This is a genomic window from Terracoccus sp. 273MFTsu3.1, assembly GCF_000383675.1.
Classification (GTDB): Bacteria; Actinomycetota; Actinomycetes; order Actinomycetales; family Dermatophilaceae; genus Terrabacter.
On sequence record NZ_KB911820.1, the window covers coordinates 434,870 to 457,449 of the forward strand.

The window sequence follows — 22,580 nt, forward strand, 5'->3', positions numbered from 1 at the left end:
CTCGCCATGAGCACGTCCAGCCTCTTCATGGATCGGGTCCGTCTCGAGGACGGGTACCACGAGGACGACCTTCCCTTCATCGAGCACGCGCTGAGCCAGCTGTTCACCCAGCTGGAGCGCTTCGACCCGTCGATGGTCCACATCGGGCTGCGGGTCAAGGACCGTGGGCAGCCGGGCATGCACACCTCGGTCGAGGTCTGCGTCAGCGGACTGCCGACCGTCATCGGGGTCTCCCACCTCACCGACACCAAGGCCGCGCTCAACGACGCCGAGGCCAAGGTCGTGTCCCAGCTGCGCGAGGCCGCCGACCGCCACCACGACCGTCGTCCCCGCCAGCCCCGTCACTGACAGGCCAACGAGAGTCGAGACGCGCTGTCGCTCAGTCGGATCCGGCGGAGAGGACGTCGGCGAGGTCGTAGCTGACGGGCTCATCGAGCTGGTCGAAGGTGCACGACTCGGGGGTGCGGTCCTCACGCCACCGGACGAACTGCGCCGTGTGCCGGAAGCGCGTGCCCTCCATGTGGTCGTAGCGCACCTCGACGACCCGCTCGGGCCGGAGGGGCACGAACGAGAGGTCCTTCTGGTTGTTCCAGCGGGAGTACTCCGACGACCGCGGAGTGCGTACGCCGCCGCTGTCCTCCGCAGGAGCCGCCCAGTTCCACGGGTGCTCGTCCCACTCGGCGACGAGCGGCTGGAGCTCCTCGAAGAGCTCCTTGCGGCGTGCCATGGGGAAGGCGCCGATGACTCCGACCGAGGCCAGCTTGCCGTCCTCGCCGTAGAGCCCGAGCAGGAGCGAGCCGATGGCGTCGGGCCCGCTCTTGTGGACCCGGTAGCCGGCGACGACGCAGTCGGCGGTGCGCTCGTGCTTGATCTTGAACATGAGGCGCTTGTCCGCCTCGTAGGCGATGTCGACCGGCTTGGCGATGACCCCGTCGAGCCCGGCGCCCTCGAACTGGGTGAACCAGCCCTTGGCGACGTCGCGATCGGCGGTCGCCGCGGTCAGGTGGATCGGGGCCTCGGCGCCGGCGAGGGCCTGCTCGAGCGCGGCGCGGCGCTCGGCGAACGGCTTGTCGAGGAAGGACTCCTCGCCGAGTGCGAGCAGGTCGAAGGCGACGAAGGACGCCGGCGTCTCGGCCGCGAGCTTCTTGACGCGCGAGGCCGCCGGGTGGATGCGCTGCTGGAGCAGGTCGAAGTCGAGCCGGTCGCCGGAATCCGGTGAGATGAGGACGATCTCGCCGTCGATGACGCACTTGTCGGGGAAGTTCGCGAGCACGGCCTCGACGACGTCGGGGAAGTAGCGCGTCATCGGCTTCTCGTTGCGCGACCCGATCTCGACGAGGTCCCCGGAGCGGAAGATGATCGACCGGAACCCGTCCCACTTCGGCTCGTAGAGCACGTCGACCTTGACGGCCGAGAAGTCCTTGACCGGCTTGGCGAGCATCGGGGACACCGGAGGGACGACCGGCATGCCCCACGTCGTGCGCAGGTCGGCGTCGCGCTCCGCCTTGGGAGCCATGTACTCCGTGTCGGCCTTGTCCTGGCGACGCTTGCTGGGCTGCACGCGCGGCGGCTCGCCCGGCATCTTCGGGTAGTCGGGTGGGAAGTTCAGCTCGCCCAGACCGCGCTCGCTGACGTCCTTGTCCCACAAGGCGATCGCAGCCGCGACGTCGCCCACCTCGTCGTCGATGCCGGCCCACGCGTCGCCGCGGTCGGCGACGAGTTGCGGCACGGTGCGCACCGTGAGCTCCCTCGGGTCGACGGACCCGAGCTCGTCCCACGTGACCGGCGTCGAGACCGGCGCGCCCGGGAGCGGCCGGGGGGAGTAGGCCGAGGCGATGGTGCGGTCGCGGCAGGCCTGGTTGAAGTCGACGAAGATCTTCTCGCCGCGCTCCTCCTTCCACCACGAGGTGGTGACGAGGTCAGGGAGCCGACGCTCGAGCTCGCGCGCGATGCCGATGACGCCGTGGCGCACGTCGAGGAACTCGTGGGTCGGCGCGACCCGCGCGTAGACGTGGACGCCGCGGTTGCCCGACGTCTTGGCCCACGCGGTGAGCCCGATCTCGGCCATCACCTCGCGCAGCGCGACCGCCGCCTCGACGGCGTCCTTGAAGCCGCGCCCCGGCTGCGGGTCGAGGTCGATGCGCAGCTCGTCGGGCTTGTCGACGTCGGCCGTGCGGACCGGCCACGGGTGGAAGGTGATGGTGTTCATCTGCGCGGCCCACACGGCGTCGGCGATCTCGTCGATGACGAGCTGCGGGTGCTTGCGACCCGACGGATAGGTGCACATGACGGTGCGCGTCCCGTCGGGCACGCCCTTGGGCGGGTTCTTGGAGAAGAACTCCTCACCCTCGATGCCCTCCGGGAAGCGCTGGAGCGTCACCGGTCGGTCACCGAGCGCCCGGAGCATCGGGTCGGCGACGGCGACGAGGTAGTGCGCCATGTCGAGCTTCGTCACCGGCCGGCCGTCGGCCATCCCGGCCGCCGGCCACAGCACCCGGTCGGGGCTCGAGACGCGGACCTCCCGCACGCCCGACGGGCTCGACGGACTGGGCGCTTCGACGACGACGGGCTTGGCGCTCACCCGCCGATCGTAGCCACGAGGTGTGACCACGGGACGGACCACGCGCTGTGCATTGGGTCAGGGGGTGACTCAGCTACGCGGGAGCCGGACGAAGCGGACGTGAGTCACGGGGTGACCCAATGCACAGGGTGGCGACCGGGGCACCCTGCTCGCGCCTCGCCCCGAGCGGGTACGTCCTGCCCATGACCCAGGCGCCCACGCTCCACAACCTCGGTGGCGAACGCTTCGTGCTGCTGACGACCTACCGCCGCAACGGCGAACCGGTCCCGACCCCCGTGTGGGTGCTGCCCGACGCCGGCGCCGCGATCGTCAGCACCCCCGAAGGTGCCGGCAAGCTCAAGCGCCTGCGCAACGACCCGCGCGTCACGCTGCAGCCGTGCGACCGCCGCGGCAACGTCAAGCCCGATGCGCCGGTCGTCGAGGGCCGCGCCGAGATCATCCGTGACTCGGCCGCCTCCGAGGCCGTGAACCGCCGGCTCAGCCGCAAGTACGGCGTCGAGTTCCGCATCTTCATGGCCATCGAGTGGGTCGTGCGTCGCGGCAACAGCACCCGCGTCGTCGTCCGGATCGCCCCGACCGACTGAGCTCAGCCGCTCAGCCGCTCAGCCGCGCGCGACGAGGCTGACGACGTTCGCGAGGGCGATGAGCACCGCCGCCACGAACGGCAGACGCCCGCGCGCCACGACGGCCACGATCGCCAGGGCCACGCACGCGGCGAGCAGCACCAGCCCGGTGGCGTCCAGACCGGGGCCGTATGCCGCCACGACCGACCCCGCGAGCAGCACCGCGGGTGCCAGCCACCGAACGACCCGCTCCCCGAGCCGGTGCGGCAGCCCGCGCACGCCGGTCGCCTCGTCGTCGGCGAGGTCGGGCAGGGCGTTGAGCAGGTGGGCGCCCACCCCGAGCAGGGCACCGGTCACGAGCACCCACGCCGGCGGCCACACGGGGTGGGGGAGGGCGAGCGTGACGACGGCCGGCAGCGCGGCGAAGGCGACGGCATACGGCAGCGGGGAGAGCGCGGTGCGCTTGAACCACAGGTTGTAGGCCCAGCCGGACGCGACGCCGAGGAGCAGGTGGACGAGGCCCGAGGCCCAGCCGCACGCGAGCGACAGCACGACGCAGGCGACGAGCGCGGCTCCGCACGCGGTCCGGACGACCCGCTCGGTCACGGCGCCGGCCGCCAGGGGCTTGTCGGTGCGCCCGACGGCGCGGTCGCGACGCGCGTCGACGAGGTCGTTCGACCATCCGATCGACAGCTGGCCGGTGAGCACGGCCGTGGTCACGAGGGCGCCGCGAGAAAGCGTGTGCCCGGCCGACCAGGCGAGCAGCGCCGTGAGCACGGTGACGGCCACGGTCGGGCCCGGATGGCAGGCGAGCGCCAGTCCCCGCACCGTCCGCCGCACCGCCACGCGCCGAGCCTAGGTGTCCACGCGGGCGAGCGCTCCGACGGCCACTGTCCAACGTCGGCCCCCGGGTGCGTCGGCGGCGCCTAGGCTGGCCGGGTGAGCCACCTAGCGGCCGTCCGCGGCGTCCTGCCCGAGCACAGCTACGCGCAGGCCGAGGTCACGGCGGCCTTCGCCGACGTGCTCGGCTCCACCGGCTCCGACCGAGCGCTCCTCGAGCGGTTCCACGCCAACGCCGGGGTGAGCCAGCGTCACCTCGCCCTACCGCTCGAGCGCTACTGGCAGCTGGCGGACTTCGGGGCGGCCAACGACGAGTTCATCCGGGTCGCCACCGAGCTCGGCTCGCACGCCGTCACCAAGGCGCTCGCGGCCTGCGGTCTCACCCCGCGGGACGTCGATCTCATCATGTCGACGACGATCACCGGCCTCGCCGTCCCGTCGATCGAGGCCCGGGTCGCCGCCGAGATCGGGCTGCGCGACGACGTGAAGCGCGTCCCGCTCGTCGGGCTCGGGTGCGTCGCCGGCGCCGCGGGTGTGGCCCGCGTGCACGACCACCTCGTCGGCCACCCCGCCGACGTCGCGGTGCTCCTCTCCGTCGAGCTGTGCAGCCTCACCGTCCAGCGCGACGACCGGTCGACCGCGAACCTCGTCGCCAGCGGCCTCTTCGGCGACGGGGCCGCCGCGGTCGTCATGGTGGGGGCCGACCGCGCCGCGGCGCTCGCGCCCGACCAGCCGCGCGTCGTCGCCACCCGCAGCCGCCTCTACCCCGGGACCGAGCGCGCCATGGGCTGGGACGTCGGCGCGACGGGTCTGCGCATCGTCCTCGGCGCCGAGGTCCCCGACCTCGTGCGCGAGAACGTCCGCGACGACGTCGACCGCTTCCTCGCGGACCATGGCCTGACCCGCGCCGACATCGGCTGGTGGGTCGCCCACCCCGGCGGCCCCAAGGTCCTCGAGGCGATGCAGGAGGCCCTCGAGGTGGAGCGCGAGGCGCTGGGGGTCACGTGGAGCTCGCTCGACCGCATCGGCAACCTCAGCTCGGCATCCGTGCTCCACGTGCTCGCCGACACCCTCGCCGACCACACCCCCGAGCCCGGCTCGTGGGGCGTGCTCATGGCGATGGGCCCCGGCTTCTGCCTCGAGCTCGTCCTGCTCCGCGCGGCCGACTGACAGGAGTCGCCGATGACCTCCCAGTGGCTCTTCACCGGCCTCGTCCTGCTCGTCGGGCTCGAGCGGCTCGCCGAGCTCGTCGTGTCGAAACGCCATGCGGCGTGGGCGTTCTCGCGCGGTGGCGTCGAGCGGGGCCAGTCGCACTACCCCGTCATGGTCGTGCTCCACACCGGGCTGCTCGTCGGCGCCGTCGCGGAGGTGTGGCTCGCCGACCGCCCGTTCGTCCCGGCCCTCGCCTGGGTCATGCTCGCGCTCGCCGTGGCCAGCCAGGCCCTGCGCTGGTGGTGCATCACGACCCTCGGCAACCAGTGGAACACCCGCGTCATCGTCGTGCCCGGCCTCCCGCTCGTCCGCCGTGGGCCCTACGGCGTCATCCCGCACCCGAACTACGTCGCCGTCGTCGTCGAGGGCTTCGCCCTTCCGCTCGTGCACACCGCGTGGGTGACGGCGCTCGTCTTCACCGTCGCCAACGCTGCACTGCTCACCGTCCGCATCCGCGTCGAGAACGCCGCCCTCCGCGAGATCGCCTCTCCTGCAGACGCCCCCAGCGGGGTCACCCGGTGAGCGTCGACGTCATCGTCATCGGTGGCGGTCCCGTCGGTCTCGCCACGGCGTTGTATGCCGTCCGCTCCGGTCTGTCACCCGTCGTCCTCGAGCCGCGGGCGGGCTCCGTCGACAAGGCCTGCGGCGAGGGTCTGATGCCCGGCGGTCTCCAGGCGCTCGCCGGCCTCGGGGTCGACCCGGCCGGACACGACCTCCGCGGCATCCGCTACGTCGCGCGAGGCCGTGTCGCGGAGGCGGACTTCACGGCCGGTCCCGGCCGCGGCATCCGGCGAACCACCCTGCACGCCGCCCTGAGCGAGGCGGTCGCCGCCGCCGCCGTCGAGGTGCTCCCGTTCGGCGCGACCGGGGTGACACAGGACGACACAGCCGTGACGGTGCGCACCGACGACTCGGGCGGTGACGGGCCGACACTGACCGCGCCGTGGGTCGTCGCCGCCGACGGGCTGCACTCGCCGACCCGCCGCTCCCTCGGGCTCGACCGCGACCACACGACCGCCCACCGCCTCCCCGGGAGCGGAGGCGTCGCTCGGACCGCCGACACGCGACCGCTCCGCCGCTACGGGCTCCGCCAGCACTACCGCATACGTCCGTGGGGAGACCACGTCGAGGTGCACTGGGGCGCTCACGGGGAGGCGTACGTGACGCCCGTCGTCGACGACCTCGTCGGGGTCGCTGTGCTCAGCAAGCAGCGAAACCCCTTGTCCGAGAGCCTGACCGAATTCCCGGAGCTGCGCGAGCGCCTCGACGGGGCGCCGGTGGTGACCTCGGTGCGCGGCGCGGGACCGCTGCGGCAGCGCACGACGCACCGCGTCGCAGGCCGCGTCCTGCTCGCCGGCGACGCGAGCGGCTACGTCGACGCCCTGACGGGGGAGGGCATCTCGCTCGGCCTCGCCCACGCACGGGCGGCGATCGCGGCTCTCGTCGCCGACGACCCGCAGTCCTACGAGCAGTCGTGGCGTGCGGCCACCCGGCGCTACACGCTGCTCACCCACGCGCTCGTCCAGGTCACGCGACCGGCCTGGACCCGGCGCCTGCTCGTCCCCGCCGCCGCGACGCTGCCCCCGGTCTTCCGCGGCGCGGTCAACGAGCTCGCGAGGCCGGGCCGGTGAGCGTCGTGACGCCGGACGCCGCCGAGGAGCTCGTCGTCCTCGTCTCCCCGGACGGTGAGGCGATCGGCACGGCACCCAAGGCGACGGTGCACCATGCCGAGACCCCGCTCCACCTCGCCTTCTCCGTCTACCTCCTCGACGACGCCGGCTCGCTCCTCGTGACCCGGCGCGCCCTCGCCAAGGCGACCTTCCCCGGCGTCTGGACCAACTCCGCCTGCGGACACCCGGCGCCCGGTGAGCTCGTCGAGGACGCCGTGGGGCGTCGAGCCCGGGACGAGCTCGGCCTCGACGTGCACGGCCTGCGGCTCGTGCTGCCCCGCTTCTCCTACCGTGCCGAGATGGACGGCGTCGTCGAGTGGGAGCTGTGCCCGGTGCTCGTCGGCCGTGTCAGCGGGGTCGCCCCCCGGCCCCGGCCCGACCCGGCCGAGGTCGAGGCGGCGGAGTGGGTGCCGTGGCGCGAGTTCGCGGCCGACGTCCTGGCCGGGCGGCGCGACGTCTCGACGTGGTGCCGGGAGCAGGTCGCCGAGCTGGCCGTCCTCGGCCCCGAGCCGACGGACTGGCCCACCGGCGACGCCGCCGCCCTCCCACCCGCGATGGCCTCCCACTCGACTGGGTAGGTGGACCTCGTGACCGCCACCTCGACCCAGCGTCCCGTGCCGCCGCGCGTGCCCACCCCTCCTGCACGCGCCGCCGGCGTCGCGCTGGCCGTGGGACTCGGGCTGGTCGCGTGGGTCGCCGGACGCAAGCCGTTGCACGCCGTCGGGCGGACGTGGGCCGCCGAGCTGCGGGTCGACGCGCCGGTGCTGCACCTGGGGGTCCCCCTGCTCGTCGACCGGGGAGTCCACCCGTGCACGGTGCGGGTCTCGCGCGCCATGAGCACGGGGGCCGGCTGGTGGGACGTCGGTGGCCTCGCCGTGCGCGTGCCGGGAGCCGGTCCGTCCGGTGGACCCGCCGACCTCCTCCTCGCCACGACCGGGACCGGACGGGTCAGCCGGTACCTCCTGCGTCCCGTCCGGCGAGCCACGGGGCGACCGTTGACGACGCTCCTGCCGACGAGGTCCGGGGAGCACTCGCTCGCCCTGCTCGCGAGACCCATCGGCGACGAGGCCGTGGCGCGCGAGTTCGAGCTGGCCGTCTCCCTCGACGGTGGCCCGTGGCGCGCGGTCGGCCTCCTGCAGCTGCTCGTCGAGCAGGCGGATGCCGTGACGAGGTTCGACCCGGTCGTCAACGAGCTCGCGGGCACGTCCCCGCCGGACTGGGTCGTCGCCGTGCGCGAGCCCGCCTACCGGTGGGCGCGGCGGCTCGGTCGGCGTCACGCCTGACCTCGTCAGTCGACGAGCACCTGGTCGGCCAGCTCTTCGAGGGCGGCGGCCTCGCACCCGGCGGCGAGCGCCTCCTGGGTGGCCTGCCGGGCCGCGACGAGCGCATCGGGCTTGAGGGCGGCGATGACGGCAGCGACGGCACGCGCCTCGACGCACTCGTCGTACAGCCGGAGCCGGTCGAGGTTGCACGTGTCGGGGTGCGTGCCGAGGTGGGCCTCGCACGCGGAGTCGAGGTCGCGCTCGAGGTCCCAGAGCGCCACGAGGTCCTCGACCTCCGGGTAGTGCTCGAGACCGCTGCGGGCGACCTCGAGGGCGTTGCGGTCGTGCACCCCCGCGACCGTGCACGCGAGGCGAGCGACGCGGAAGGCGAATCGTCGGGCGTGCCCACGCTCGGCGCCCGCGATGCGCGCGGCGAGGCCGGGAGCCACCGCCTCGACCGGGTGCAGCTTCACGGGTACTCCTCGACGGTCAGGGGCAGGGCTGCAGGAACAGCCCACGGGGCCATACCCGCTCCGGCACCTGCCCACCCGGTGTCCGGCCGCCTGCCCTGGACATCATGCACCCGACGACCGTGAACACACGCAAACGGCCCCGGCGGCCCCGGGACGGACGGCGCTGCTCAGCCGACGGGCAGGCGTTCGCGGAGGAACTCCGTCGTCGTCGCCCACGCCAGGGCCGACGCCGCCGGGTCGTGCCACGGCATGTCGTCGTTGTCGAACGCGTGGTCCGCGCCGGCGTACGTCTCGAAGACGGTGGCGGGCTGCTCGGTCACGGACGCCTCGATCCGTCGCACGGTCTCGGTGTCGATGAAGGAGTCGGCGAGGCCGAAGTGGTGCAGGCTCGGCGCCGTCACCGACATCGTCTCGTGCAGGCCCGGCAGGGCCGAGCCGTAGTAGCTGACGAGCGCGTCGAGGGGCGCGCTGCCGTCGGACTCGAGGTGGGCGGCCACGGTGAAGCCGAGGCCGCCACCGAAGCAGAAGCCGACCGCGCCGACGCCGGCCGTGACCTCGTCACGGTCGCGCAGCCACTCGACCGTCGCGGTGGCGTCCGAGACGGCCGCCGGCCAGTCGAGGCGCTGCACGAGGCCCATGCCCTGCTGCAGCGCGTCGTCGCCCTCGACGGGCGTGGTGACGCCGAGGCGCCAGAAGATCTCGGGTGCCACGACGACGTAGCCCTGCTCGGCGAGCTGGGCCGCGCGGCGCTGGATGTAGTCGCTGACGCCGAAGATCTCCTGGAGCACGACGATGCCGGGCCCGTGCCCCGTCGGTGGGAGCCAGAGGTGCGCGGGCATCTCGCCGGCATCGGTCGTGACGGTCACGTGTGCGGTCATGCCGTCAGTATGTCGACCGTCCGTCCCCGGGGCGGGAGGACGGACGGTCAGCGGCGCGGCTGCAGCTCGAGCAGGCGGGCGTCGTACATCCGCACGCGCTCGGCGAGGACGTCGTGCTCGCGCTCGTGGCTGCGCAGCACCGCGACGAGGGCCACGATGGCGATGACGAGGAGCCCACCGAGGGCGACGAGCACCAGGACGCCGGAGCGCGTGTCGGCACGACCGGTCGCGAGCACGACGAGCGCTGCGGTGAAGAGCAGGGCGACGGCGCCGCCGAGGCCGCCGATCCGGCGCGATGCGGACCGGTCGGTCGCCTCGAGCGCCTGCTGGGCGACGGTGCGCTCCTCACGGGCGACGCTGCGGCACAGGTAGGTCGCGGCCGGAAAGCGGTGCGTGTCGCGGCGGCGACCGCGCCCGTGCAGCCGGTAGTCCGTGGGGACGTCGACGAGGTGGGGTCGGGGTGCGCCGAGGGCCGGCGCGGGGTTCGTGGTCAGTGCGGTCATCTGCGGGCTCCTTCACTCGGCCGCTGGGTGCACCCCATCACCATCAGGGTGCACCCAGCGGCGGCTGCGTGGTCGCGGTTCCGGTCAGTCGTCCGTGCCGGCGTGCAGCCGGGCCCCGAGGGCGTAGGCGGCGACGACGAGGGCCGAGGCGGCCAGGACGATGTCCTTGAGGACGTACTGGCCCATGAGCGTCGGGCCGTGCGGGAAGAGCTCGGCCGTGAAGAGGGCGAGCGGCGACATGATCCCGATGAGGGCTCCGCCGAGGACGACGATGCCGACGCGCAGGAACTTGCCGGTGACGAGGGTCAGACCGATGACCGTCTCGGTGACGGCGGTGAGCAGCACCGCCGTGTGGCCGGAGACGAGGCCGAACGTCAGCCGGTCGATCGTCGCCGAGGCGATGGCCTCGGCCGGGCTGAGGCCCGGCACGAACTTGATGACGCCGAAGCCGAGGAAGACCAGCCCGAGGCTGATCCGCAGGGCCTGGAGGCTGTAGGCCACGAGGAACGCCTGGAGGCGGTCCACGGCCGTGGTGGCTGCGCCGGTGACGGTCCCGCGGAGGGATCCGAGGCGGCCGGACGGGATGGATCGGTGGGCCCCGGGCTCTCCGGGACGGTCGAGGACGAACTGCGACATGGTGGTTGCTCCTTGAGGTCGAACTGTCGAGACCTCAGAAGGAGCAGGACCGCCGGAAGATACGCCGGACGGCCGGGTTGAGTCGATCTACCTAGACCAAACCCGGGCCGACGCGGGCAAAACGGGCGCGTGGTCGGGTGGCTTCAATTCGATTGACACCACGGCACATTCGAGAGATGGGCAGGTCTCACCAGTTGACGAGCAACCGCTCCTGCTTGTCGCGGAAGGTCCCCACGAGGATGAGGATGAGGTCGATGAGCGCCCAGATGCCGAGCCCACCGAAGGTGACGAGCTGGAGGATGCCGGTGCCCACCTTGCCGACGTAGAAGCGGTGCACGCCCAGGACCCCGACGAAGAAGCAGAGCAGCGCCGCGGCGAGCCTCGACCGGTCGCTGACGGGCAGGCCCTCCGCGTCGAGGGCCACCGGCGCGAAGGCCGCCGCCAGGGACGGTGCGGCCTGGACGGGCTGGACCGGTGCGGGCGGCAGCAGCGGGCCGAGCTGGTCGGTCCACGAGTCGCCGTCCCAGTAGCGCGACTGGGGCCCGCCCTCCGGGTCGGGATACCAGCCGGCCGGGATCTCGCGCGGTGCCGGGGGGATCGGCTGGTCGGGCTGCTGCGTCATGGTGGCCTCCGAGGGGTGATGGAAGTCGGGCGGACCCGGCCTCACCCCCAGCATGGTGGACGCCGCCCCGCGGCGGCAGCCCCTTCGACACCGGACGGCCCTGTACTTTTCTCCACCCCCGATCGGTCACCAACGTCATGGTCCGGTGCGCCCACCGACCCCTACCGTGGTCGCGTGACCACGATCCACGCCCGCGTCGAGCGGCGCCTCGCACCACGCCACACGGCATACGTCGTGCTCGGCGGGGTGGTCGGTGCGCTCGCGGCGCCCGTCGTGTGGGCTCTCGCGAGCCTCGCGACGGGACTGCTCGTCGTCGTCGTCGGTGTCGTGTTCGTCGGACTGCTCCTGCTCGTGTCGGAGGGCCTGAGCCGATGGCACCGGGCGCGGGCGCTGGCGCTGCTCGGTGTCGTCGTGGACGCCCCCGCCGCTCCGGTCGAACCGGGATGGCGCGGCTGGGTGGCCCGGCTGGGTCGGGCGACGACGTGGCGACAGCTGGCGTACCACGCGGTCGTCGGGCCCACGCTGCTCGCTGCGTCGGCCGCCGTCGTCGCGTTCTGCTGGGGCGGTGGTCTCGTCCTCGTGACCTCGCCGCTCTGGTCCCGGATCAGCCCCGAGGTGCTCGCCCTGTCCGGCGGCCTCCTGCAGGGGATCGGCCGCATCTGGGTGTCGACCGCCGTCGGCTTCGGCCTGCTCGTCCTCGCCCCGCGGGTGGCCCGCTGGCTCGCCGCGCTCGACCTCGCCATCCTGCGACCGATGCTCGGCGAGACGCGGGGCGAGCAGCTCTCGCCACGGGTCACGGCGCTCGAGCAGACGCGTGCCGGGGTCATCGACGCGGCCGACGCCGAGCGACGCCGCATCGAGCGCGACCTCCACGACGGCGCACAGCAGCGGCTCACCTCGCTCGCGCTCAACCTCGGGATGGCCCGCTCGGCGCTGCCCACCGACGCGCCCCCCGAGACGCGACGGGCCATCGAGGAGGCGCACGACGAGGCGAAGCAGGCCCTCGCCGAGCTGCGGGGCTTCGTCCGCGGCCTGCACCCCGCGGTGCTCGACGAGCGCGGCCTCGACGCGGCCCTGTCGGGCATCGTCGCCCGGGCGCCGGTGCCGACGAGCCTGCACGTGCTGCTCGCCCGGCGTCCGCCGCGGACCCTCGAGGCCGTCGCCTACTTCGTCGTGTCGGAGGCGCTGACCAACGTCGCGAAGCACTCCCGCGCGACCCGGGCCGCCGTCCGGGTCACCTCGGACGCCGACCGGCTCGTCGTCGAGGTCAGCGACGACGGCCAGGGCGGCGCCACGACGGGCGCCGGATCCGGACTCACCGGACTGACGAACCGGGTGGCGTCCGTCGACGGCACCCTCACCGTGACCAGCCCGGTCGGCGGTCCCACAGTGCTCAGGGCGGAGATGCCGTGCGGGTCGTGATCGCCGAGGACTCGATCCTCCTGCGGGACGGGCTGATCCGCCTGCTCACCGCCAACGGCATCGAGGTCGTCAAGGCCGTGGGCGACGCCGAGGCGGCCCTCGTCGCCGTGGAGCGGCACCGGCCCGACCTGGCCCTGCTCGACGTGCGGATGCCGCCGAGCCACACGGACGAGGGACTGCGCGCCGCGCTCGTCATCCGCGCGCAGTGGCCGGAGGTCGCGCTGCTCATCCTCAGCCAGTACGTCGAGGAGCGATACGCCGCCGACCTGCTCGCCAGCACCACCTCCGCCGTCGGCTACCTCCTCAAGGACCGGGTCGCCGACGTCGACGACTTCGTCGACTCGCTGCGCCGCGTCGCGGACGGGGGCACGGCGCTCGACCCGGAGGTCGTCGCCCAGCTGCTGCTGCGGCGCGACAAGAGCCCCCTCCAGCGCCTCACCGACCGGGAGCGCGAGACGCTCTCGCTCATGGCCGAGGGCCGCTCCAACACCGGCATCGCCCGCGCCCTGCACGTCAGCGAGAGCGCGATCGCCAAGCACGTCAACGCCATCTTCACCAAGCTCGACATGCCGACGACGGCGGGGGACCACCGCCGCGTCCTGGCCGTGCTCCAGTACCTCTCGGAATAGGGGATCCACCATGTCCATGCACGAACCGACCGGGCCGACCTCGGTCCCCGACGACCGCGTCCACGGCGACTCGATGGCCGGGTCCGAGCCCTACGGCGACTCCTGGCTGCGGCCTACCCTGACCAGCGAGCCGGCCGAGTCGCCCGCCCCGCCGCGCCCACCCGCGCCGTCCGCACGCCCGTGGTGGCTCGTCGCCGGCCTCGGGGCGACCCTCGTGCTCGCGAGCGCCGCGGGTGTCACGACGTGGGGCGCGGCCACCGGGGGTCTCTGGCGCAGCGCCGACCAGCACCACACCTACGAGCGGCCCCTCGGCGCCCTGACGATCAGGGGCGGGGCGGGCGACATCGAGGTCCGTGGCGGCGGCGAGGCGGGCACGGTGCGGGTGGACCGCCACGTGTCGTGGGGGCCGGGATCGAGCGAGCCGACCCCGCGAGAGGAGTGGGCCGGGTCGACGCTCGCCGTCGACGCGGAGTGCCACGGCTTCGTCGCCTGGTGCTCGGTGGACTACGTCGTCACCGTCCCGGACGCGGCGGACGTCACCGTCGACACCGGGTCCGGGGACATCGCGCTCTCCGGCTCCCTCGGCGGGATCACGCTCAAGACAGGCTCCGGGGACATCGAGACGGCGAACCTCAAGGCCGAGCAGCTCACCGCGGAGGCGGGCAGCGGCGACATCGACGTCGAGCTCGCGACCGCAGCCTCGCCGGTGTCGGTCAGGACGGGTTCGGGCGAGGTCTCCGTGCGCCTGCCGCAGGACACCGTCTACGCCGTGGACACCGTGACGGGGTCCGGCGACACGGAGGTCAGCGTCCCGACCAATCCGGACGGCACGTCGACCCTGCGGATCCGGACCGGGTCCGGCGACATCTCCGTCGACTACCGCTGACGCGGCCGACGCACCCCGTGCACGACGAAGCCGTATGCCGCCGAGGGGGTTTCGGCGGCATACGGCCCTGGGAGGTGCCGGCTCAGGTGGGGTTGCCGGCGGGGGTGTCCTCGTCGAAGGCGCTGTGCTTGTCGTCGGGCACGGCTGACGCGGCCGGGGTGGGAGGAGCCGCCTGGTCGTGATGCTCGACGATCTTGTCGATGCCCTTGTCGACCGAGGCACGGACCTTGGTCACGGTGTCGGCGTGCTTGCCGCCGGTCTTCTCGTCGATCTTGGCCTCGGCCTTGTCGAGGGCCCCGTCGACCTTGCCCCGGTTGTCGTGCGCGTAGCTCGCGGCAACCGACATCGCGGCCTTGGCCATCTCGACGACTGCGTCGCCGAAGTCCTTGGCCTTCTCCTGCAGGTGGACCTCGTCCGCCTTGCTCTTCAGCTGCTCACCGAATGACACGGTGTCTCCTCATCTCGCACTGGTCCGACCCTCGTCGGCTCACTGCATCCACAGTCATACCCGGCGCCCGTTTCCCGCAACCGGGGTCGACCCCGAAATCGACCCCGATCGACCCTGATTCGGCGTCCCCCCGGTCCTTCTGCACCACATGTCGTGCATGTCCTGGAACGTCCCTCGACCGATGTCTCGTCGCTCACGTGGGCCGATCTGTGACGTGGGGAACAGCGGCGCCCGCGCCACCGGCAGAGACTGGAGGGGCAGGCGGAAGCACTTGGCCCACAACCGAATTGGCGTGATGGGCGTCGGGCAACCGCCCGTCAGCGCCCGCGCGCGGTCGACCACGCCCAGTCGAGGACCGACCGGTGCCGGGACCACGTCGGGTCACCGGCCGACGGCGACTGGGGGTCGCCGTCGACCGCGGCCCCGTCGGGGGCCCCGTCGCCGGCCCGCGTCGTCGCGAGCGCCCGCGTCACCGCGTCGGAGACGCCGAGCCGTCCGCCGGGCGGCTCGCCGAACACGTCGGCGGCGTCGCGCTCGCCGACCATGTCGTGCCCGAGGCTCGGGATGAGCGACTCGACGGTCCCGTTCGGGACGTCGACGAGGACCCCGGCCACGCGCGCGACCGTCTCGACGGGGGCCAGCCACACGGGAACCTGCACGCGCAGCAGCCGGGCGCGGGCGGCATACGTCCGCAGGAGCGCGACGTAGCTGAGCCGGTCGGGGCCGACGACGTCGAGGTGGCCCGTGACGTCGGGTCGCTCGAGCGCCTCGGCGAGGAACCACACGGCGTCCGCGACCGCCACGGGCTGGATGACCGAGCTGCCCATCCACGCCGGCACGGTCTGCACGACGCCGAGCCGGGTCGACATCTGGCGCATCACCTCGAAGCTCGTCGACCCCGCCCCGACGACCATCGACGCGCGCAGGGTCAGCACCGGGCAGTCGGCCGTCGCGAGGATCTCCTCGACCTCGAGCCGCGAGAGCAGGTGGTCCGAGAGCTCGTCGTGGGGCAGGTCGGGCACGATCCCGGAGAAGTAGACGAGGCGGCTCGCGCCGACGACGCCCGCGGCATACGCCACGTTGTCGGCGGCCTGCCGGTCACGCTGCATGAAGTCGTCCGCGTCGAGGCCGTGCACGAGGTAGCAGACGGCGTCGACGCCCTCGAGCGCCTCGAGGACGCGGTCCTCGTCGTGCACGTCGACGCGCCGCCACTCGACGTCGCCGGACCACGGGTATGCCGTCGCCGGGCTGCGGTGGTGGGTGGCCACGACCTCGTGGCCGCGGCCGAGCAGCTCGGGGACGAGCCGGGACCCGACGTAGCCGCTCGCGCCGACGACGGCGACCCTCATCGCCGGTTGCGCTCGCGACGGTCCCGCCGGAAGGAGCCGAAGAGGTCGGTCGCCGAGCGGACGAGGTCGAGCGGGCTGTCGTCGTCCGCCTCGGCGTCCGGGACCGGCCCCGACACCGACATGCACGTGAGGAACCGCTCGATGAGCGGGTCGGAGGCGCGCTGGACGAGGCCGGTGCCGAAGTCCATCGGGAAGCCGAGGAAGACGAGGTCGGTGACGAGGTGCGCGCGGGTGCGGTCGTCGTCGCCCGTGACGGGGTGCAGGGTCAGCGTGATGTCGATGGTCGCCCTGCCGAGGCCGTGACGCTCCTGGCCGGTGGCCGTCAGACGCGCACGTCCGGCCTTCTCGTCGCGTTCGACCATCGAGCCGGTGCCGTCGAAGTACATCGAGAGCGGACCGAGCTTGGCCGTGATCTCTCCGACGAAGTCGTCGCCGTCGACCTCGGTGACCTTGGCGCCCGGGAAGCAGCGGCCGATCCGGCGCAGGTCCATGAAGTTCGTCCAGACCACGTTCCGCGGCGCGTCGAGCTCCTGCTCGTGCCCCAGCCTCATCGCGTGTCCTTCCGTCAGGCGCGCCGCCCGGTGGCTGACCGGCGGCGCTTCGTCACCCGTGGCATACCCGAACGGCCTCGGACACGGGCGCCGTGTCGAGGGTCAGTCGGTGGCGCCGGGCGGCAGCAGCTCCCAGTGCAGGCCGTCGCCCCAGCTCCCGCCCGCCGTCCGGTCGACCGCGTGCTCGCGACCGAACTCGACGAAGCCGACCGACCGGAGCACGCCGTTGCTCGCCTCGTTGTCGGCGGCCGTCTCTGCGACGAGGCGGCGCACGCCGAGCCCGCCCTCGCTCGTCGGGGCCAGCGCGTGGGCGACGGCGAGCCGGGCCGCCTCCTTGGCGGCGCCACGGCCGCGGGCGCTCGGGAAGAACTGGTAGCCGAGCTCGGCCGTGTCGGTGATGGCCCCACCACGGCTGAAGACGGTGACGCTGCCCAGGGCCCGGTCGGTGCCGAGGTCGGCGACGCACCAGTCGACCGCCGTGCCCTCGGACATCCGCTCCTGTCGGGTGCGCAGCCACGCCGGAAAGGTCTCGGGTCGCAGGATCGACCGGGACGGCATCCAGTGCTCGGGGTCGTCACGCGGCTCGATCGCGTCGACGTCCTCGGCCCGCCACGGCCGCAACCGGACGCGGTCGCCCTCGACCGGGACCGCGGCGAACCACGGCGTCTGCGGCTCGAGCGGGACGCCCGGGGTGATGCTGGCGGTCCACGTGTCGAGCGCCTCGGTGCCGCCCTCGGGGTCCGGGTGGCTGCCCGGGATGGTGCCGTGGAAGGTGAACCCCGTGGACCACGCGGTCCGCCTCGAGCCCCAGTTGCCGACGACGGCGCGCCAGTGGACGCGGGTCACCGGGGCGCCCCAGACGGGTGTCGCGAAGGCGTGCGCGACGACGAGCCGGACGGCGCGCGACATGAGGCCGTGACCACGGGCGGCCGGGTGCAACCCGAATCCGAGCTCGCACGCGGACGGCGCCGCGCCGGGACGCAGGTCGATGGTGCCGGCGTAGCGGGAGGTGCCCGTCGCGTCGGTCCACTCGATGGCCCACGACCGTGTCGCCCCGGGCTCACCCCACGCGCTGAGGTTCCGCTCGACCCAGCCGAGCGCGTCCTCGCGGGCGTAGGGCCGCGGGACGGTCGTCCACCGCAGGCTCTCGGGGTCGTTGCTCTGCTCGACGATCGCGTCGGCGTCGTCGACGGAGTGGGCGCGCAGCGTCACGACGCCGTCGGTCAGCAGGGTCACGGGCGAGGTCACGGCGGGCGGCTGGGAGGCGTCGGTCACGGCGTCAGCCTGCCAGCCGGTGCACGCCCTCGTCACCCGCGATTCGCGCCTTCGGAACGAAGGAGGACCGGGAGCCAGCGTGCTGGCTCCCGGTCCTCAGGCCCGCTTCCCCTCCACAGGCTGCGTACCGAGACTTACCGTACCCAATGGGCCACCCGGGCAAACACGCGTTGCGGGCCACTCCGGACGTCGCAGCTCGGGGGAGGATGCGTGGGAGCCGACCGGCTCGCGACGCGAGGAAGGGTTGCCGTGGAGACAGGGGCCGAGAGGGGCGGGCGACGCCCGGCGCTCGTGCGACGACAGCCCGGTGGTGGGGCGGAAGTCTCCCCCTGGCCTCGACTCCCGCCCCGACCCACCGGTGCCAGACGTCACCATACGAAGGTCGAGCGCCGTGACGGGTCGTCGTTGCGCACCTGGGCGCTGCGCGCAACAGGCCCCGACGTCTGGGCGTCCCCGTGCTGAACGAGCAGGTGCAGTGGGTGCTGCGCAACGCCCGACTGCAGGCCGCCGACCCGGCCCTGCGCAGCGCGGCGGGCTTCGCACACGGGGCGGGTCGGGCCGAGCCGGTGCACCGGGCCCAGGTCGGGCGCTGGGAGAATGGCCGCGTCGAGGTGACCCGGGCGCTCGTGCGTCGCTACGAGACGGTGCTCGACCTGCGCGAGGGCCAGCTCCTCGCTGCCGTCGACCTCTTCTCCCGCTCGCACCAGCCCGTGCGTCCGGCCGCCACGCTCCCTCCGCCGACCCCGCCCGACGTCGACGCCACGCTGGTCCTGCTCGAGCGGGCACTCGCCGACGAGCGGATGAGCGGCGGCGACTGGGACCGGCTCTCGGACCACCTGGGCCGGATGCCCCACGCGATGGTGCGGGCCGGCGACTGGGAGGGGCTGATCCGGCGCCTCCTCCAGGAGGTCAGCCTCGGGCTCGACCTCGACTACGTGCAGCGCGCCGAGGCCCTCGCCCGCCTGGCCGGGCACCCGCGCAGCGCCGGCGTCGTCGCCGCGCTGGCGGCCGAGGTCGTGGCCCGCCCCGACGCGCAGTTCTACGTCGACACCCTGAGCCTGCTCCGCTTCATGGAGGCCCCGCGCGGCTACGCCGTCCTCGTGGGCCAGCTGCGGGAGCCCACCAACGCCAGCTCGCTGCGGGCCTGCCTCAGCGTGCTGACGACGCTCGTGCGCGGCACCGGTCTCGACCCCGAGACGCGGCTCGAGGCGGTCCGGCTCGCGGTCGAGCACCTGCGCGACCCCTCGCACCCGTATCTCGTGCACCGCGGCGCCGCCAACCTCGTGCGCACGCTGGGGCCCGACGGCCACCGCGTCGCGACGGTGCTCACGGCCGAGGACCGTCGTGCCGCGGCCTCGATCATCCGTCACGGTCGAGCCATCACCGCCCAGGCGATCCGCGAGGCCCACCTGCGCATCCGGGGCGAGCTGGAGGCGGCCGAGGGGCACGCGACCGCCCACGAGCCGATCCTCGGCGACCTGCTGCAGACGGCGCTGGGCGAGACGAACGAGGAGGACCGCTCCTACGCCCTCGGCATCCTCATGCTGTCGCCGCAGAGCCGGATCATCGGCCGGGTCCACGCCGCGGCGTTCGCCGACGCGCTCGCGCGCCAGGACACCGTGGCGGCGCACGAGAGCATGACCGTGCTGACGTGGATGGCCCAGGTCGAGGACCTCGACCTCTTCGAGCGGGTCGCGCTGTCCCCGGCCTCAGCGCCGGACGTCGCCAAGGAGGCGGGCTACGTCGTCGGCAACACGGTGGAGCCGCGGGGCCGGCGTCGCGACGAGCGCGAGGAGGCCGTCGCCCGCCGGATCGCCGAGATCATCGCCACCGGCCGGACCGAGCCCGAGGTCCAGCTGCTCCGCGGTCTCGTCTACGCCCTCGGCATGCGGGGTCGTCATGACCTCGTCGCGGCCCTCGTGGACGCCCTGCCCGAGCCGGGGTCCGACCCGCTCGCGATGGCCGAGCAGGCCCGCGCCACCCTCGTCTGGTGGCTCGACGTCCCCGAGCACCTGAGACCGCTCCGCTGAGGCCGGCCGCTGCTCGCTAGGTTGGGGGCGTGGAGACCGACGAGGTGCTGAGCCTGCTCAAGGACGTGGCCGAGGAGGTCATCAACCCGCGGTTCCGGGCGCTCGCCGCCGGGGAGATCCACGAGAAGCGACCCGGCGACCTCGTCACCGACGCCGACCGGGAGGCCGAGGTGCTCATCACGGCCGCCCTCGTCGCCGCCTACCCCGACGCCGTCGTGCTCGGCGAGGAGACCTTCGCGGGCGACCCCGCGCTCATGGGACGGTATGCCGCCGCCGACCACGCGTTCACCGTCGACCCCGTCGACGGCACGAAGAACTTCGTCCACGGCTCCAAGGACCATGCAGTCATGGTCGCCGAGACGGTCGCCGGCGAGGCCGTGCGGGCCTGGATCTGGCAGCCGCAGCACGAGCTCGGCTTCGTCGCCGAGCGCGGGGCCGGCACGTGGCGCCACGACGCCGAGGGGTCTCGTCGGTTGACGGTCCCGGAGCGGCCGGAGGGCGCCCTGCGGGGCCGCACCTCCCGTCGCGCCTGGATCGGCCAGTCGCTCGACGGCCTCGAGCCGATGACCCTGACGTGGGTGTCGTGCGGCATCGACTACCCCCAGCTCGTCGAGGGCGCGGCCGACTACATCGTCTACGCCAAGGCCGCGCCGTGGGACCACGTGCCCGGCTCGCTCCTGCTCTCCGAGGCCGGCGGCCTGCTCGGCACCACCGCGGGCGTCACGTACTCACCCCGCGACATCGCGCCCCCGGGGCTCGTCGCCGCCGGCAGCCCCACGGCATACGACCACGTATGCCGTGCGCTCGCCGCGAGCGGCCACCTGCCCTGATCCGCCGGTGACGTCGCACCACCGCCAGTCCGGCTCGTCCGGCTCGGCCGTCCCGTCCGGCTCGGCCGTCCCGACCGGTTCGACGGCACACGCGGGGCTGGCCGGGGTCGTCTGCGGGCTCGTCGGCTTCACGAGCTCGTTCGCCGTCGTGCTGACCGGCCTGCGGGCCGTCGGCGCCGGTCCGGAGGAGGCGGCCTCGGGCCTGCTCGTCCTCTGCGTGACGATGGGCCTCGGCTGCGTGCTCTTCTCGTGGCGGCTGCGGATGCCGATCACCATGGCGTGGTCGACGCCGGGCGCGGCGCTGCTCGCTGCAGCGGCGGTGCCGGCAGGTGGGTTCGCCTCTGCGGTGGGCGCTTTCGTCGTCTGTGGACTGTTGCTGGCGTTGTGTGGTCTCGTGCGACCGCTCGAGCGGCTCGTCGAGGCGATCCCCGGGCCGCTCGCGAGCGCGATGCTCGCGGGGGTGCTGCTGACGCTCTGCGTCGCCCCGTTCCGGGCGGTCGTCGCGACGCCGGCCGCCATCGCGCCGGTCATGGTGACCTGGCTCGTGCTCGTCGCGGTCGCGCGGCGGTGGGCCGTCATCGGTGCGCTCGTCGCGGCGCTCGTCGTCATGGCGGTGCAGGGGGTCTTCGGGCGGCTCGACCTCGGGTCGGCCGCGCCGTCCGTCGTCCTCGTCGCACCGACCTGGGACGCGACCACCCTTCTCGCCGTGGCGGTCCCGCTCTTCATCGTCACCATGACGAGCCAGAACATCCCCGGCATGGCGGTGCTCGCGTCGTTCGGCTACCGGCCCGGCATCCGCGGTCCGCTGCTCTACACCGGTGGTGCGAGCGCGCTGGGAGCCATCGGCGGCGCGCACGCGATCAACCTCGCCGCGATCTCCGCGGCGCTGGCCGCCGGGCCCGAGGCGCACCCGGACCGCAGCCGGCGCTGGGTCGCGGGTGTCGCGTGCGGCGTCACGTACCTCGCCTTCGGCCCGCTCGCCGGGATCGTCACGGCAGCAGCGCGTTCGGCGCCCGCCGGCCTCATCGAGACCATCGCGGGCCTCGCCCTGCTCGGCACCTTCGCGAACGCGGCAGCGGCCGCGCTGACCGACGTCTCGAGCCGCGAGGCCGGTGCCGTCACCCTCGTCGTGGCCGCGTCGGGCATCACCGTCGCCGGGGTCGGCGCCGCCTTCTGGGGGCTGGTCGCCGGCGTGCTCGTCCTCGTCGCCCTGCGACTCGAACGTCGCCGCCGGGACCGGCTCACCGGCTAGTCACTCCTCGGAGGCGCCCGCGGAGGCCTTCTTGGAGCGGGCCGCGCGGGCAGGAGCCGTCTTGGCGGCCCGCTTCGCGTCGCGGGCGGCCTTCTTCGCCGTGGCCGACGCCTTGGTCGTCTTCTTCGCGGCGACGTAGCGCTCGGGGTCCTTGTCCTTCGGGGTGATCCCCTCGGCCCAGCGGACCGCCTCGTAGCGCAGGAACTGGACCGCGATCTCGTGACGCAGCTCGAGACTCGCGCGCTGGCGGAAGTCGGCGAGGTCCTGGCGCTCCTCCTCGCCCATGTGGTCGCTGTTGTGGACGTTGGCGTCGACGACGGCCGTCCACCACGCGTCGGACCCGGTGCGGCAGCGCCCGACCTTGCGCACGGACTTGCGGATGTCGTTGTGGTCCTTGACGGCGTCCTCGACCTCCTCGTCGACGGACTCGGCGTCGGCGCCGCCCGTGCCGATGCGCAAGAGCTCCGGGTAGAAGTAGAGCTCCTCGGCCTCGGCGTGCGTCTCGAGGAGGATCTCGAGCCGCTTCCAGACGGCGGCGAGGCCCTCGTGGTCGTCGCGCGGCCACTCCTCGAGCATGGCGAACATCCGTCGCTGCTCGTCGTGCTGGCGGAGGATGACGTCGGTGATGTCCACGGGAGGGCCTCTCTGTCGTCCGGCGGGTTCCGGAT

At 73.6% G+C, this 22,580-nt stretch carries 25 protein-coding genes and 1 pseudogene; 13 read left to right on the forward strand and 13 right to left on the reverse strand.

Translation table 11 applies throughout. From position 1 onward, the window contains the following. Window positions 1–6 precede the first annotated feature (6 nt). Complete coding sequence (locus H283_RS0101965) at window positions 7–348, forward strand: hypothetical protein (RefSeq protein ID WP_156022919.1); 342 nt, start codon at window positions 7–9, stop codon at window positions 346–348. Between the two features lie 31 nt (window positions 349–379). Here the strand turns inward: H283_RS0101965 and H283_RS28315 are convergent, their stop codons facing one another. Next, window positions 380–1,516 carry an ATP-dependent DNA ligase gene (locus H283_RS28315; protein WP_369791894.1) on the reverse strand — a complete coding sequence of 379 codons (1,137 nt, stop codon included), beginning with the start codon at window positions 1,514–1,516 and terminating at the stop codon, window positions 380–382. Window positions 1,517–1,537: 21 nt separating this feature from the next. After that, window positions 1,538–2,581: pseudogene (gene ligD, locus H283_RS28320) on the reverse strand (non-homologous end-joining DNA ligase); the annotation flags it as partial. A 182-nt stretch (window positions 2,582–2,763) separates the two neighbouring features. On the opposite strand from ligD, the gene H283_RS0101975 reads away from it, so the two are divergent. After that, a complete protein-coding gene (locus tag H283_RS0101975; RefSeq protein WP_020141832.1) occupies window positions 2,764–3,165 on the forward strand; it encodes a PPOX class F420-dependent oxidoreductase in 402 nt (133 codons plus the stop codon). Between the two features lie 18 nt (window positions 3,166–3,183). Here the strand turns inward: H283_RS0101975 and H283_RS0101980 are convergent, their stop codons facing one another. Continuing rightward, on the reverse strand, window positions 3,184–3,990 hold the full coding sequence (locus tag H283_RS0101980) for a UbiA family prenyltransferase (protein ID WP_020141833.1): 807 nt from the start codon (window positions 3,988–3,990) through the stop codon (window positions 3,184–3,186). A gap of 93 nt (window positions 3,991–4,083) precedes the next feature. Between H283_RS0101980 and H283_RS0101985 the strand changes: the two genes are divergently transcribed. Genes H283_RS0101985 through H283_RS0102005 form a run of 5 tightly spaced genes read left to right on the forward strand, consistent with a single transcriptional unit; the run spans window position 4,084 to window position 8,149 of the window. Further along, window positions 4,084–5,154 (forward strand): type III polyketide synthase, encoded by a 1,071-nt coding sequence (locus H283_RS0101985; protein WP_020141834.1) that lies wholly within the window; start codon window positions 4,084–4,086, stop codon window positions 5,152–5,154. Between the two features lie 12 nt (window positions 5,155–5,166). After that, window positions 5,167–5,718 carry an isoprenylcysteine carboxyl methyltransferase family protein gene (locus H283_RS0101990; RefSeq protein WP_020141835.1) on the forward strand — a complete coding sequence of 184 codons (552 nt, stop codon included), beginning with the start codon at window positions 5,167–5,169 and terminating at the stop codon, window positions 5,716–5,718. Beyond that, window positions 5,715–6,827, forward strand: a complete 1,113-nt coding sequence (locus tag H283_RS0101995; protein ID WP_020141836.1) for an NAD(P)/FAD-dependent oxidoreductase — start codon at window positions 5,715–5,717, stop codon at window positions 6,825–6,827. The genes H283_RS0101990 and H283_RS0101995 overlap by 4 nt, the downstream gene beginning before the upstream one ends. Beyond that, window positions 6,824–7,444: an isopentenyl-diphosphate Delta-isomerase gene (gene idi, locus H283_RS0102000; RefSeq protein ID WP_020141837.1), complete on the forward strand. Its 621-nt coding sequence runs from the start codon at window positions 6,824–6,826 to the stop codon at window positions 7,442–7,444. The genes H283_RS0101995 and idi overlap by 4 nt, the downstream gene beginning before the upstream one ends. Further along, window positions 7,445–8,149, forward strand: a complete 705-nt coding sequence (locus tag H283_RS0102005; protein ID WP_020141838.1) for a hypothetical protein — start codon at window positions 7,445–7,447, stop codon at window positions 8,147–8,149. It begins immediately after the preceding gene. A 5-nt stretch (window positions 8,150–8,154) separates the two neighbouring features. Here H283_RS0102005 and H283_RS0102010 read toward each other — a convergent pair whose 3' ends face one another. The 5 genes from H283_RS0102010 to H283_RS27065 form a co-directional block, all read right to left on the reverse strand. Next, entirely contained in the window at window positions 8,155–8,601 is a 447-nt protein-coding gene (locus H283_RS0102010; protein WP_020141839.1) for a hypothetical protein, read from the reverse strand. Between the two features lie 167 nt (window positions 8,602–8,768). Next, window positions 8,769–9,479: a dienelactone hydrolase family protein gene (locus H283_RS0102015; protein WP_020141840.1), complete on the reverse strand. Its 711-nt coding sequence runs from the start codon at window positions 9,477–9,479 to the stop codon at window positions 8,769–8,771. 47 nt (window positions 9,480–9,526) lie between these two features. Further along, the gene (locus tag H283_RS0102020; protein WP_020141841.1) at window positions 9,527–9,982 is read right to left on the reverse strand and encodes a hypothetical protein; all 456 of its coding nucleotides are present in this window, start codon (window positions 9,980–9,982) and stop codon (window positions 9,527–9,529) included. An 84-nt stretch (window positions 9,983–10,066) separates the two neighbouring features. Beyond that, window positions 10,067–10,618: a DoxX family membrane protein gene (locus H283_RS23735; protein ID WP_020141842.1), complete on the reverse strand. Its 552-nt coding sequence runs from the start codon at window positions 10,616–10,618 to the stop codon at window positions 10,067–10,069. A gap of 187 nt (window positions 10,619–10,805) precedes the next feature. Beyond that, window positions 10,806–11,240 carry an NINE protein gene (locus H283_RS27065; RefSeq protein ID WP_020141843.1) on the reverse strand — a complete coding sequence of 145 codons (435 nt, stop codon included), beginning with the start codon at window positions 11,238–11,240 and terminating at the stop codon, window positions 10,806–10,808. Between the two features lie 174 nt (window positions 11,241–11,414). On the opposite strand from H283_RS27065, the gene H283_RS23740 reads away from it, so the two are divergent. The 3 genes from H283_RS23740 to H283_RS26415 are packed head-to-tail and all read left to right on the forward strand — an operon-like array spanning window position 11,415 to window position 14,177. Next, window positions 11,415–12,662 (forward strand): sensor histidine kinase, encoded by a 1,248-nt coding sequence (locus H283_RS23740; protein WP_020141844.1) that lies wholly within the window; start codon window positions 11,415–11,417, stop codon window positions 12,660–12,662. After that, window positions 12,650–13,291, forward strand: coding sequence for a response regulator transcription factor (locus H283_RS0102040; protein ID WP_020141845.1), 642 nt, complete (start codon window positions 12,650–12,652; stop codon window positions 13,289–13,291). The genes H283_RS23740 and H283_RS0102040 overlap by 13 nt, the downstream gene beginning before the upstream one ends. A gap of 10 nt (window positions 13,292–13,301) precedes the next feature. After that, window positions 13,302–14,177, forward strand: coding sequence for a DUF4097 family beta strand repeat-containing protein (locus tag H283_RS26415; RefSeq protein ID WP_020141846.1), 876 nt, complete (start codon window positions 13,302–13,304; stop codon window positions 14,175–14,177). 82 nt (window positions 14,178–14,259) lie between these two features. Here H283_RS26415 and H283_RS0102050 read toward each other — a convergent pair whose 3' ends face one another. The 4 genes from H283_RS0102050 to H283_RS0102065 all read right to left on the reverse strand — a co-directional run bounded on the left by H283_RS0102050 (window position 14,260) and on the right by H283_RS0102065 (window position 17,800). Beyond that, complete coding sequence (locus H283_RS0102050; RefSeq protein ID WP_020141847.1) at window positions 14,260–14,625, reverse strand: antitoxin; 366 nt, start codon at window positions 14,623–14,625, stop codon at window positions 14,260–14,262. Between the two features lie 317 nt (window positions 14,626–14,942). Beyond that, window positions 14,943–15,974 carry an NAD-dependent epimerase/dehydratase family protein gene (locus H283_RS23750; RefSeq protein ID WP_020141848.1) on the reverse strand — a complete coding sequence of 344 codons (1,032 nt, stop codon included), beginning with the start codon at window positions 15,972–15,974 and terminating at the stop codon, window positions 14,943–14,945. Beyond that, window positions 15,971–16,525 (reverse strand): SRPBCC domain-containing protein, encoded by a 555-nt coding sequence (locus tag H283_RS23755; protein WP_051103514.1) that lies wholly within the window; start codon window positions 16,523–16,525, stop codon window positions 15,971–15,973. Before H283_RS23755 ends, H283_RS23750 begins: the two co-directional genes overlap by 4 nt. Window positions 16,526–16,627: 102 nt before the next feature. Beyond that, window positions 16,628–17,800, reverse strand: a complete 1,173-nt coding sequence (locus H283_RS0102065; protein WP_020141849.1) for a GNAT family N-acetyltransferase — start codon at window positions 17,798–17,800, stop codon at window positions 16,628–16,630. A gap of 455 nt (window positions 17,801–18,255) precedes the next feature. On the opposite strand from H283_RS0102065, the gene H283_RS0102070 reads away from it, so the two are divergent. From H283_RS0102070 to H283_RS0102080, 3 genes are read left to right on the forward strand one after another with little or no spacing between them, the layout of a single operon-like run. Beyond that, window positions 18,256–19,830: a hypothetical protein gene (locus tag H283_RS0102070; protein WP_020141850.1), complete on the forward strand. Its 1,575-nt coding sequence runs from the start codon at window positions 18,256–18,258 to the stop codon at window positions 19,828–19,830. 29 nt (window positions 19,831–19,859) lie between these two features. Next, window positions 19,860–20,660 (forward strand): inositol monophosphatase, encoded by an 801-nt coding sequence (locus tag H283_RS23760; RefSeq protein ID WP_020141851.1) that lies wholly within the window; start codon window positions 19,860–19,862, stop codon window positions 20,658–20,660. A gap of 7 nt (window positions 20,661–20,667) precedes the next feature. Further along, window positions 20,668–21,912 (forward strand): benzoate/H(+) symporter BenE family transporter, encoded by a 1,245-nt coding sequence (locus H283_RS0102080; RefSeq protein ID WP_020141852.1) that lies wholly within the window; start codon window positions 20,668–20,670, stop codon window positions 21,910–21,912. Here H283_RS0102080 and H283_RS0102085 read toward each other — a convergent pair whose 3' ends face one another. After that, a complete protein-coding gene (locus H283_RS0102085) occupies window positions 21,913–22,545 on the reverse strand; it encodes a hemerythrin domain-containing protein (protein WP_020141853.1) in 633 nt (210 codons plus the stop codon). It lies immediately after the preceding gene. Window positions 22,546–22,580 lie beyond the last annotated feature (35 nt).